Raw genomic sequence first — 12,134 nt, 5'->3', positions numbered from 1 at the left:
GACGAAAACGGCCCGGAAGGATAGCGGCCCGGGTCCACCGCCGCAAATGGGACCGGCCGGGGCTGCGCCCTCACTCCGGACTCGAGGCGCCGCCGTCGACGAAACGGTCCCGCGCCCGCTTGGCGCGGGCGAAGATCTCGAGCAGTCCCTCCCCGTCGCCCCGTTCCACCGCGGCGGTCAGCTCGGCGAGCTCCCCCGAGAAGCGGGCGAGCATTCGCGCCAGGGCCTCGCGATTGGCGATGCAGATGTCCCGCCACATGACGGGGTTGGACGAGGCAATCCGGGTGAAGTCCCGAAATCCCCCGGCCGCGTAGCGGAAGACCTCGTCGTGCTCATCGAGCCGGGCCAGGGAGTCCACCAGTGCGTAGGCGAGCATGTGGGGCAGATGGCTGGTGGCGGCGAGCACCTCGTCGTGGTGCCCCACCGTCATGTAGCTCACCTCCGCCCCGCACGCGCGCCACATCTCCTCGACCCGGGCGACCGCGCCGGGGTCCGTCTCGTGCAGAGGGGTCAGGATGACCCGGCGGCTGCGGTAGAGCGTCGCGAAGGACGCCTCCACCCCGTTCTTCTCGGTCCCGGCGATCGGGTGGCCGGGCACGAAGAAGGGCGGAACCGCCCCGAAGACGGCCCGGGCGTCCGCCACCACGCTCGCCTTCGCGCTGCCCCCGTCGGTGATCACCGCCCCCGGGGCCAGCCGGCCCCGCAGGGCCTCGAGCGCCGGGCGCATAGCGCCCAGGGGGACCGCGAGGAACACCAGGTCGGCCCCGGACACCGCCTCGCCGACGTCCTGGGTGAAGCGGTCCACGACGCCGAGGGCCACCGCGCGCTCCAGGTTCGCCCGCTCGCGCCCACAGCCGACGACCTCGCGGACCGCGCCGGCCGCGCGCAGGGCGCGAGCGAGCGACCCGCCGATCAGGCCGACGCCGACGACGCAGAGGCGCTCGATCACCGCTTCGCCAGGACCTTCTCCAGTGCGGCGAGGAAGCGCCGGTTCTCCTCTTCGAGGCCCACGGTCACCCGCAGGTGCTCGGGCATGCCGTAGTTCTCGACCGGACGGACGATGACCCCCTCGCGCAGGAGCCCGTCGTAGACCGGCCCGGCCGGGCCGCCCACGTGGACGCAGACGAAGTTTCCGAGCGACGGGATGTAGTCGAGGCCCATCCGCCCGAAGGCCTCGGTGAGCTGACGCATGCCCTGGCGGTTCATCCGGATGCCCCGCGCCGCGTGCTCCTCGTCCTCCAGGGCCGCCTCGGCCGCCGCCAAGCCGACGCTGTTGACGTTGAACGGCTGGCGCACGCGATTCAGCAGGTCCGCGACGGCGGGGTGCGACACCGAGTAGCCGACGCGCAGTGCCGCGAGCGCGTAGATCTTCGAGAAGGTGCGCGCCACGACCAGGTTCGGGTAACGGGCGACCCACGGCACGCAGTCGGGGAGCGACGGCTCCTCCACGTACTCGATGTAGGCCTGGTCGATCACCGTGACGACGTGCGCCGGCATGGCGTCGAGGAACGCCGCGAGCGAGGCGGCGTCGTTCCAGGTGCCGGTCGGGTTGTTCGGGTTGGCGATGAAGACGAGACGAGTGCGCGGCCCCACGGCCCGGCGCATCGCCTCGAGGTCGTGCCCCCACTCGCGCGAGGGAATGGCCACCGCCTTCGCGCCCACGGCCCGGGCGACGAGAGGGTAGACGGCAAAGGCCTGCTCCGAGAACACGACCTCGTCGCGCGGCGTGGCGAAGGCCCGGGCGAGCAGCTCGAGGACGTCGTTGGAACCGTTGCCGAGCGTGATCTGATCCACGCTGACCCCGAGCCGGCGCGAGAGCGCCTGCTTGAGGGCGAAGCCATTGCCGTCGGGGTAACGCGCCAGCTCGGCGAGCGCGGCCTCGGCGGCCTTGAGGGCGTGGGGGCTGGGGCCGAGGGGGTTCTCGTTCGAGGCCATCTTGATGGCGTTCGAGATCCCGAGCTCGCGCTCGAGCTCGGAGATCGGCTTCCCCGGCCGGTAGGGCGTGAGCCCGCGCACGCCGGGCGCGGCGAGCGGCAGCATCGGGTTGGTTCCGGCAGACCGTCGTCTCGAAATCACAGGATCATCCTCGGGTAGGAGCCCAGCACCTTGAAGATCGCGGAGCGCTCGCTCACCTCGCGCAGCGCGCCCGCGAGATTCGGGTCCTGGACGTGGCCGTCCACGTCGACGAAGAAGACGTAGTCCCACTTTCCGCGGCGCGAAGGCCGCGACTCGATCCGCGTCATGTTGATGCCGTAGCGCGAGAACGGCTCGAGCAGCTCGTAGAGCGCGCCGGGCTGGTTGCGGGCGGCCAGCATGAGGGAGGTCTTGTCCGACCCGGTCGGCGGCACGGCGCGCTGCCCGACCACGAGGAACCGTGTCGTGTTCTCGGGCTCGTCCTCGATCTTTGCGGCGAGGGTCCCGAGGCCGTAGAGGTGCGCCGCGACCTCACCGGCGATGGCCGCGGTGCCGGGCTCCACCGAGGCGAGGCGGGCGGCCTCCGCGTTGCTCGCCACGCCCACCCGCTCGGGCCGTGGCAGGTGCTCGTCGAGCCACTTCCGGCACTGGGCGAGCGACTGGTAGTGGGAGTAGACGCGGCGCACGCGCTCGAGGCTGCCCTCGCGGGAGAGCAGGAAGTGGTGGATCGGCAGCCCGATCTCGCCGCAGATCTGAAGCGACGACTGCATGAACATGTCGAGGGTGTGGCTCACCACCCCCTCGGTCGAATTCTCCACCGGCACGACCCCGTAGTGCGCCGCTCCCGAGGTCACTTCCCGGAACACGCCCTCGATCGTGTCGAAGGGCAGCGTCCGGGCGGAGTGCCCGAAGTGCTTCAGCGCCGCCTCCTGGGTGAACGTCCCGGCGGGGCCCAGGAACGCGACGTGCGGCGGCTTCTGCAGGGCAAGGCAGGCGGAGATGATCTCCCGGAACAACTGCACGAGAGTGCCGTCGTCGAGCGGCCCCGCGTTGCGCTCCACGACGCGCCGCAGGATCTCCGCCTCCCGCTCGGGGCGATAGAAGTCCTCCTCGGCGCCCGCGTCGCGCTTGGCGCGCGCCACCTCGAGGGCGAGCGCCGCCCGCCGGGCGATGACCGCCTGGATCTCGCGGTCGGCCTCGTCGATGCGCGAGCGCAGCTCGTCGAGCCCCACGGGCGGCGGGAGGCCGCCGCCCGAGGGGGGAACGCCGTCTCCGCCCGCGCTCACGGCTGCACCCTACAGCGACCGGACGGCGAGCACGCCCTGGGTCGAGGCGATGTCGGCGATCACCTCCTGAGGCACCTGGGACTCCACGTCGGCCAGCGTGTACGCCAGTTCCCCGCGGGACTTGTTCAGCATGTCCACGATGTTCAGGCCGGCGCCCGCGAGCTTCGTCGAGATCTGGCCCAGCATGTTCGGGACGTTCGCGTTCACCACCGCGAGCCGGTGGCTCCCGCTGCTGCGCGCCATCTCCACTTCGGGGAAATTCACCGAGTTGTGGATGGTCCCGTCCTCCAGGTAGGCCCGCACCTGGTCCGCCACCATCACGGCACAGTTCTCCTCCGCCTCGGCAGTGGACGCGCCGATGTGCGGCAGCATGACGACGCGGGGGTTCCCGCGCAGGGTGTTGCCCGGGAAATCGCACACGTAGGCCCGGACCTTGCCGTGGGCGAGCGCGCTCGCCACCGCGTGCTCGTCGACGATCTCCTCACGCGCGAAGTTGAGCAGCACGACCCCGTCGCGCATGGAACCGAGGCGCTTCGCGTCGATCATCGCCCGGGTCTTGTTCGAGAGCGGCACGTGCAGCGTCACGAACTCCGACCGCGCGAGCAGGTCGTCGAGGCTGAGCGCCTGCTGCACCTGGGAGGAGAGCTCCCAGGCCCGGGCCACGGTGATGTCCGGGTCGTAGCCGACCACCTTCATGCCAAGCGCAATGGCGGCGTTGGCCACGCGGACCCCGATGGCCCCCAGACCGACCACGCCGAGCGTGCGCCCGGGGAGCTCGAAGCCGACGAACTGCTTCTTGCCGGACTCCGCCGCCTTGCGGATCTCCACGTCGGTGCCCTCGAGACCGCGGGCGAAGTCCCACGCCTGCACGATGTTGCGGGCCGCGATCAGCATTCCCGCGATGACGAGCTCCTTCACCGCGTTGGAATTCGCGCCGGGCGCGTTGAACACCACGATCCCGCGCGCGCTCATCTTGTCGACGGGGATGTTGTTCACTCCGGCCCCTGCGCGACCCACCGCCTTCAGGGTCGAGGGGATTTCCATCTCGTGCATGTTGAAGGAGCGCACGAGGACCGCGTCGGGATGCTGGATCTCCGAGGCAACCTCGTAACGCTCGCGCGGCAGCCGGCGCAGGCCGGAAACGGAGATGTTGTTGAGCGTCAGGATCTTGAACATGGCCGCTTCAGCCCTTGCGCTGCTGGAAATCGCGCATGAATGCCACGAGCGCGTCGACGCCGGATTCCGGCATCGCGTTGTAGATGCTCGCGCGCATCCCTCCGACCGAGCGGTGGCCCTTCAACGTCACGAGTCCGGCCGCCTTCGCCTCCTTCAGGAACGGCTCGTCGAGCGCCGAGTCACCGAGCGTGAACGGCACGTTCATCCACGACCGGCAATCCTTCGCCACCGGGTTGCGGTAGAAGCCGCTCGCGTCGATGGCCCCGTAGAGCTTCTCCGCCTTGCGGCGGTTGACCTCCGCCATCGCGGAGAGCCCACCCTTCTGCAGGAGCCACTCGAACACGAGGCCCGCGATGTACCACGAGTAGGTCGCCGGCGTGTTGTACATCGACTCGGCATCGGCGTGGGTCTTGTAGTTGAGCATCGCCGGGACAGCCGCCCCCGCGCGCCCGATCAGGTCCTCGCGGATGATCACGATGACGAGCCCCGCCGGCCCGATGTTCTTCTGCGCCCCGGCGTAGATGAGACCGAAGCGGGAAACGTCGATCGGCCGCGAGAGAAGGGTCGAGGACATGTCGGCCACGAGCGGGACGCCGCCCGTCTCCGGCACCCAGTGGAACTCCACGCCGCCGATGGTCTCGTTGGGGGTGTAGTGCACGTAGGCCGCGTCCGGGTCGAGCTTCCACTCCGCGCGGGGCGGGATCGTCGTGTACTTCGACGCCGCCGCGTCCGCCACGACGTTGACTTGGCCCTGGCGCTTGCCCTCGCCGATGGCCTTCTTCGACCACTCGCCCGTGTGGACGTAGTCGGCCTTGCCCTTCTCGCCCATCAGGTTCAGGGGCACCATGGCGAACTGCTGGCTCGCGCCGCCCTGCAGGAACAGCACCTTGTAGTTGGAGGGGATCCCGAGGAGCTCGCGCAGGTCCGCCTCGGCCTTCTGGGCGATGGAGAGGAAGTCCTTTCCGCGGTGGCTCATCTCCATGACCGACATGCCCGAGCCGCGCCAGTCGAGCATCTCCTCGCGCGCCCGCGTGAGCACCTCTTCCGGCAGCACCGCCGGACCCGCACTGAAGTTGTAAACCCGTGCCATCGATCGATCTCCCTCTTCCACGTGTGGGTCCGCCGCACGGGCAGACCCGTGCGCGCACCCCTCTGCGCCACCCTGCGCGGGGCGCGAACCCGCTCGCCCCGCCACCGTGACCGTAACCGTAACCGTAACCGTCGGACCCTCGCGGGCCCGTGGACCTTTCCGGGCCGCCCCGCCCTACTCCTGCGCAGCGGCCTCCGGTTCGTTCTCCTCCACCACCGGCGCCAACCCCACCAGCCGCTCCTCCTCGGCCAGGCTGATGAGCTTCACGCCCTGGGTATTGCGGCTCAGCACCGGGACCTCGTGCACCCGGGTGCGCACCAGCGTGGCGCCGTCCGTGATCAGCATGATCTCGTCTTCCTCGCGCACCAGCACCGCGCCCACGAGCGGCCCGTTGCGGGCGCTCGTCTGGATCGCGATGAGCCCCTGTCCGCCGCGCCCCTGGGGCCGGAAGTCCTCGACCGTCGTCCGCTTGCCGTAGCCGTTCTGGGTCGCGAGCAGCACCGTCCTGTCGGGCGTGGGCACGATGAGCGCGATCACCCCGGCCCCCTCGGCGAGGTGCACACCCCGCACGCCGCGCGCGGAGCGGCCCATGGGGCGCACCTGCCGCTCGGCGAACCGGATCATCTTGCCGTCGCTCGCGAAGAGCATCACGTCGCGTTCCCCGTCCGTCAGGTCGACGCCGACCAGCTGGTCGTCCTCGGCGAGGTCCACCGCGATGATGCCGCTCGTGCGCGGGCGGGAGAAATCGTCGAGCGGAGTCTTCTTCACGACTCCGCGGGCCGTTGCCATCAGCACGAAGCCGCCGCGGGTGAAGTCCTTGACGGGGAGAACGGCGTTGATGCGCTCGCCCTCCTCGAGGGGCAGGAGGTTCACGATGGGCTTGCCCCGCGCCGAGGGACCGGCCTGGGGCAGCTCGTAGACCTTGAGCCAGTACACGCGCCCACGGCTCGAGAAGCAGAGCACCCAGTCGTGGGTGTTGGCGACGAACAGGTTGTCGATGAAGTCCTCTTCCTTCATCGCCGTCGCCGAGCGGCCCTTCCCGCCGCGCCTCTGCGCCCGGTAGAGGTCGAGCGGCTGGCTCTTCGCGTAGCCGGCGTGGGACAGGGTGACGACCACGTCCTCCGGGCTGATCAGGTCCTCGAGCCCGAGGGCCTGGTGCTGGTCCAGGATCTCGGTCTTGCGCCGGTCCCCGAACTGCTCGCGCAACGCCTCGAGCTCTCCGCGAATGACGGCCATCAGCCGGTCGGGGTCCTCCAGGATCGCCAGCAGCTCGGCGATCCGCGCCAGCAGCTCGCGGTACTCCGCCGTGATCCGGTCCTGCTCGAGGCCGGTCAGGCGCTGCAGGCGCAGCTCGAGGATGGCCTGGGCCTGGGTCTCCGAGAGCCGGTACCCCTCGGGGCCCAGCCCGAGGCCCGGCGCGAGCCCCTCGGGCCGCGCGGCGTCGGCGCCCGCGCGCTCCACCATGCCCACGACAGCGCCCGGGGGCCACGCCCGCCGGAGCAGCCTCGCCTTGGCCTCCTCCGGGCTCGGCGAGGTCTTGATGGCCTCGATGACCGGGTCGATGTTGGCGAGCGCCACCGCCAGACCCTCGAGCACGTGCGCGCGGTCGCGCGCCTTGCCGAGGTCGTAGACCGTGCGCCGGGTCACCACCTCGCGGCGGTGGCGCACGAAGGCCTCGATGAGCTGCTTGAGGTTGAAGAGCTTCGGCTGCCCGTCCGCGAGGGCCACCATGTTGATGCCGAACACCGTCTGCAGCTGGGTGTGCTGGTAGAGGTTATTCAGCACCACCTCCGCCACCTCGCCCCGGCGCAGCTCCACCACCATGCGCATGCCGTCCTTGTCGGACTCGTCGCGCAGCTCGGTGATGCCTTCGAGCTTGCGCTCGCGCACCAGCTCGGCGATCCGCTCCAGCAGCTTCGCCTTGTTGACCTGGTAGGGGAGCTCGGTGACGACGATGCGCGGCTTGCCGTTCGACTCGTCGGTCTCGACGTGGCTCTTGGCGCGCACGAAGATGCGCCCGCGCCCCGTCTCGTAGGCCTCGCGGATACCGGCTGCGCCGTTGATGTAGGCCCCGGTGGGGAAGTCCGGCCCGGGAAGGTGGCGGATCAGCTCCGCCACCCGGATGGCGGGGTCTTCGATGTACGCGAGGCAGGCGTTCACCACCTCGGTGAGGTTGTGGGGCGGGATATTGGTCGCCATCCCCACGGCGATCCCCGCCGACCCGTTCACCAGGAGGTTCGGCAGGCGCGCCGGCAGGACTGTCGGCTCGCGCTCCGAGTTGTCGTAGTTCGGCGCGAAATCGACCGTTTCCTTGTCGAGGTCCGCCAGCAACTCCTGGGTGATGCGCGCCATGCGCACCTCGGTGTAGCGCATCGCCGCGGGGGCGTCGCCGTCCACCGATCCGAAGTTGCCCTGGCCGTCCACCAGCACGTAGCGCATGGAGAACGGCTGCGCCATGCGCACGATGGTGTCGTAGACCGCCACGTCGCCGTGCGGGTGGTACTTGCCGATCACGTCGCCGACCACGCGGGCTGACTTCTTGTACGCGCGGTTCCAGTCGTTGCCGAGCTCGCTCATGGCGAAGAGCACCCGGCGGTGGACGGGCTTGAGCCCGTCGCGCACGTCGGGCAGCGCTCGCCCGACGATCACGCTCATCGCGTAGTCGAGATACGACTGCTTCAGCTCCTCCTCGATGTTGACCGGGAGGACTTCCCTGGCGAAATCAGGCATGGGGTTGCGGGGCGGCTCGGCGCGGGTAAGCTCCTGTCAGGGGGCAGATTGTACCATCCCCACCGCACCGGCAGGTCGCCGGAGCCGCCGGCGACCCGCAAAACTGTTTTCCACGGCAGCCGGCGCCCAACGCCATCAGGCCATCAGGCCATCAGGCCATCAGGGCGGCGATCTTCTCCCGGTCCGGGCACAGCACCACGCCGCGCTCCGTGACCAGGGCGTCCACCAGCCCGGCGGGGGTGACGTCGAAGGCCGGGTTCCAGGCCCCGGCCCCCGGGGCGGCGACCGGGCGCCCGCCGCAGGCGAGGACCTCCTCGGGGGACCGGTCCTCGATGGGGATCGCCCCCCCGTCCGCCGTCTCCAGGTCCACGGTGGAGCTCGGGGCGACGACCATGAAGGGCACGCCGTGGTGGCGCGCCAGGACCGCAAGACCGTAGGTGCCGATCTTGTTCGCGAAGTCGCCGTTGGCGGCGACGCGGTCGGCGCCCACGAGAACCCAGGAAACCTCGCCCCGGCGCAGCAGGGAGGCCGCGGCGCCTTCGACCAGGAGGTCCACGGGGATGCCGTCGCGCACGAGCTCCCAGGCGGTGAGCCGGGCGCCCTGCAGCCACGGCCGCGTCTCGTCCGCGTACACCCGGGTCACCCGGCCGGCGGCGGCGGCGCTGCGCACGACGCCGAGGGCCGTGCCGTAGCCCCCCGTCGCGAGAGAGCCCGTGTTGCAGTGGGTCAGCACGGCGCCGGCGCGGTCGATCAGGGCGGCGCCGAGCCCGCCCATGCGGCGGTTGGCCGCGACGTCCTCGGCCAGGATGGCGTCTGCCTCGGCGAGCAGCGGGGGCACGGGGTCGCCGGCGACCCCAGCCATCGCGAGGCGCATCCGCGCGAGCGCCCAGAAGAGGTTGACCGCCGTCGGGCGGGCGGCGGCAAGGCGAGCGAGGTCCTCCTGGGCGAGCGCACGCCAGGCCCCGGGGTCCCTGGCCCAGGCGTCACGGGCCGCCAGGACCACGCCATAGGCTGCGGCGATGCCGATCGCGGGAGCCCCGCGCACCACCATGTCCCGGATGGCGGCCGCGACGCCGGGGGCGTCGCTCGCCGTGAGCCAGGCCTCCTCGGAGGGCAGGCGGCGCTGGTCCAGCAGACGCAGGGCCCCGCCTTCCCAGAGGAGGGCACGGACGGTGTCGTGGCGGTCGTGGGGCATGGCGGCGGCGGTGCGTGACCCGGGGTTGGGCCGAGCGATTCTGGGCGAGCCGCCGGCGCCAGGCAAACCCACTGCCCAGGTCCCCTCTGCAGGGCCCGGACCGGTGCGCCCGCCCATTTTCGCGCTCTGGCCGGTAGAGCATACTCAGCCCCGGATGCGACCACCCGAAGCCAGCCCCGTGACGCCCATCGACACCCTGATCCACGCCCGCTGGGTGATCCCCGTCGAACCCCCGGGCGTCGTCCTCGAGCACCACGCGGTAGCCGTCCACGGGGGACGGATCGTGGGGGTGCTGCCCAGCACCGAGGCGAAGGCGCGCTTCGAGCCCCGGGTCGAGCACCGGCTCGGCGACCATGCGCTCATCCCCGGTCTGGTGAACGCCCACACCCACGCCGCGATGTCCCTCTTCCGGGGCCTCGCCGACGACCTGCCGCTGATGCGCTGGCTCCAGGAGCACGTCTGGCCCGCCGAGGGCCGCTGGGTCAGCGAGGAGTTCGTGCAGGACGGGACCCGGCTCGCCGTGGCGGAGATGCTCCGGGGCGGCACCACCTGCTTCAACGACATGTACTTCTTCCCCGCGGACACCGCCCGCGTCGCCTCCTCCATGGGGATCCGCGCGGTGGTGGGACTGCTCGTGATCGACGTTCCCTCGGTGTGGGCCCGGGACACCGACGAGTACCTCGCCAGGGCCATTGAAACCCACGACCGCTTTCGCGGCGACCCCCTGGTGCGCACGGCCTTCGCCCCCCACGCCCCCTACACCGTCTCCGACGCGGCCCTCGCCCGCGTCGCCACCCTCGCCGAGGAGCTGGACGTGCCCGTGCACATGCACGTGCACGAGACGGCGGACGAGGTGCGTCAGGGAGTCGAGCGCCACGGCGTGCGCCCCCTCGCGCGCCTGGAGCGCCTCGGCCTGCTGACGTACCGGCTGGCCGCCGTGCACATGACCCAGCTCGAGCCCGCCGAGATCGAGAGCGCGGCCGAGCACGGCCTCTGCGTGGTGCACTGCCCGGAGTCCAACCTGAAGCTCGCGAGCGGGTTCTGTCCGGTGCAGCGGTTGCTCGACGCCGGCGTCCCGGTGGCCCTGGGCACCGACGGTGCGGCCAGCAACAACGACCTCGACCTGCTCGGCGAGGCGCGCACGGCCGCCCTCGTCGGCAAGGCCGTCGCCGGCGACGCCGCGGCGGTGAGCGCCTGGACGGCCCTCACCATGGCCACCCTGCACGGGGCCCGGGCGCTCGGGATCGAGGAGGAGGTCGGCTCGATCGTCCCCGGCAAGGCGGCCGACCTCGCCGCAATCGATCTCTCCCACCTGGAGACCGAGCCGGTCCACCACCCCGTCTCTCAGCTCGTGTACGCGGCCAGCCGCCACCAGGTCACCGACGTGTGGGTCGCGGGCCGGCACCTCCTGAAGGGCCGGCTTCCCACCACCTTCGACGAGGCCGAGCTGCGCCAGCGGACGCGGGGCTGGGGAGCCCGCATCGCCGCCGGCGCCCGACACCGGGACACCCGTCCGGACACCGCGCGCGGCCCGCTCTCCGGTGCCGTGCCCCCTGGAGAGCGCGAATGAGCCCGGGAAACGACCTCCCATGACCGCGACCGCACCCAACGCCGACCCCCTCGAGCTCGCCCGGTTCGAGGCGATGGCCCACCACTGGTGGGACTCGAACGGGGAGCTGCGGGCGCTCCACGACCTGAATCCCCTGCGCCTCGCCTGGGTCGAGGAGCGGCTGGGGCTGGCCGGGAAACGGATCGCGGACGTGGGCTGCGGCGGGGGGATCCTGGCCGAGGCCATGGCTCGGCGCGGCGCCCACGTGGTCGGCATCGACCTCTCGGCGGGTCCCCTGGAGGTCGCCCGGCGGCACGCGGAGGAGGCCGGGGTGTCCCTCGACTACCGGCTCCTCTCCGCGGAGGCCCTGGCGCGGGAAGAACCGGGCTCCTTCGATGCGGTCACCTGCATGGAGCTCCTGGAGCACGTCCCGGACCCGGCGGCGATGGTCCGCTCCTGCGCCTCGCTGCTGCGCCCCGGGGGCCAGCTGTTCCTGGCGACCCTGAACCGCAGCCCCGCCGCCTACCTGTTCGCGGTCCTCGGCGCCGAGTACGTGCTGGGACTCCTGCCCCGGGGCACCCACGACTACTCCCGCTTCGTGCGCCCCGCCGAGCTGACCCGCTGGATGCGCGCGGCAGGACTGGAGCCCCTGGCCCTCACCGGCGTGCGCTACAACCCCTTCACCCGCACGGCGAACTTCACACGCAGTCTCGACGTCAACTACCTGGCGCAGGCGAGAAGGCCTGAGGACCCGGCCTAGGCCCCCTCGTGGCCACCCCGCGCCGGTGCCCCCCTGGCGCACCCCCCTGGGACCGCCTCGCCGCCGCCTGCCGGGAAGCCGCCGCCCCTTGCCGCCCGGCGGCCGAATCGCTGCGTCAAGGAATTGACCCCTCCTCCCGCAGCCCTCCCGCCCTGCACGCAACTCCATGAAATTTATGGGCGACCACCGGGGCACCCCCGGATCCCTGGACCTGGCACGCTTATGGCATCCCGGAAGTCGAGAGCCCAGTGGTGACCGATTCCTTATGCCGCTCCGCCTGCCTTCCGAGGTTCCGCGAGTGTCCCTGACCCCACGCCCCCGCCCCGGACGCGCGGGCGTCGCCTCCCGCGACGCCTTCGACAAGGGGTGGCTGCTCCACCTGTCCCAGAGGCTCCAGACCAAGCTCCAGGTCGAGGAGCTGATCGAGGTCTACG

General features: G+C 71.5%; 9 protein-coding genes. 2 read left to right on the top strand and 7 right to left on the bottom strand.

All coding sequences use genetic code 11. The annotated features are described in order from the left end of the window. Positions 1-70: 70 nt before the first annotated feature. The 7 genes from KA217_06185 to mtnA all read right to left on the bottom strand — a co-directional run bounded on the left by KA217_06185 (position 71) and on the right by mtnA (position 9,391). Positions 71-949 (bottom strand): prephenate dehydrogenase/arogenate dehydrogenase family protein, encoded by an 879-nt coding sequence (locus tag KA217_06185; protein MBP7712041.1) that lies wholly within the window; start codon positions 947-949, stop codon positions 71-73. Then, positions 946-2,040, bottom strand: coding sequence for a histidinol-phosphate transaminase (locus tag KA217_06180; GenBank protein ID MBP7712040.1), 1,095 nt, complete (start codon positions 2,038-2,040; stop codon positions 946-948). The genes KA217_06185 and KA217_06180 overlap by 4 nt, the downstream gene beginning before the upstream one ends. A gap of 32 nt (positions 2,041-2,072) precedes the next feature. After that, positions 2,073-3,146, bottom strand: coding sequence for a prephenate dehydratase (gene pheA / locus KA217_06175; protein ID MBP7712039.1), 1,074 nt, complete (start codon positions 3,144-3,146; stop codon positions 2,073-2,075). Between the two features lie 63 nt (positions 3,147-3,209). Further along, positions 3,210-4,376 carry a phosphoglycerate dehydrogenase gene (locus KA217_06170; protein ID MBP7712038.1) on the bottom strand — a complete coding sequence of 389 codons (1,167 nt, stop codon included), beginning with the start codon at positions 4,374-4,376 and terminating at the stop codon, positions 3,210-3,212. 7 nt (positions 4,377-4,383) lie between these two features. Beyond that, positions 4,384-5,466, bottom strand: coding sequence for a 3-phosphoserine/phosphohydroxythreonine transaminase (gene serC / locus KA217_06165; protein MBP7712037.1), 1,083 nt, complete (start codon positions 5,464-5,466; stop codon positions 4,384-4,386). Between the two features lie 174 nt (positions 5,467-5,640). Then, the gene (gene gyrA / locus KA217_06160; GenBank protein MBP7712036.1) at positions 5,641-8,196 is read right to left on the bottom strand and encodes a DNA gyrase subunit A; all 2,556 of its coding nucleotides are present in this window, start codon (positions 8,194-8,196) and stop codon (positions 5,641-5,643) included. Between the two features lie 151 nt (positions 8,197-8,347). Further along, the gene (mtnA, locus tag KA217_06155; protein MBP7712035.1) at positions 8,348-9,391 is read right to left on the bottom strand and encodes an S-methyl-5-thioribose-1-phosphate isomerase; all 1,044 of its coding nucleotides are present in this window, start codon (positions 9,389-9,391) and stop codon (positions 8,348-8,350) included. Between the two features lie 154 nt (positions 9,392-9,545). On the opposite strand from mtnA, the gene KA217_06150 reads away from it, so the two are divergent. Together KA217_06150 and ubiG are read left to right on the top strand one after the other, a co-directional pair. Next, positions 9,546-10,961, top strand: a complete 1,416-nt coding sequence (locus KA217_06150) for a TRZ/ATZ family hydrolase (GenBank protein MBP7712034.1) — start codon at positions 9,546-9,548, stop codon at positions 10,959-10,961. Between the two features lie 19 nt (positions 10,962-10,980). Further along, entirely contained in the window at positions 10,981-11,700 is a 720-nt protein-coding gene (gene ubiG / locus KA217_06145; protein MBP7712033.1) for a bifunctional 2-polyprenyl-6-hydroxyphenol methylase/3-demethylubiquinol 3-O-methyltransferase UbiG, read from the top strand. The last annotated feature ends 434 nt before the right edge of the window (positions 11,701-12,134 follow it).

Source organism: Gammaproteobacteria bacterium (genome assembly GCA_017999615.1).
Lineage (GTDB): Bacteria > Pseudomonadota > Gammaproteobacteria > JAABTG01 > JAABTG01 > JAGNLM01.
This window is presented reverse-complemented; position numbering and strand designations above follow the sequence as displayed.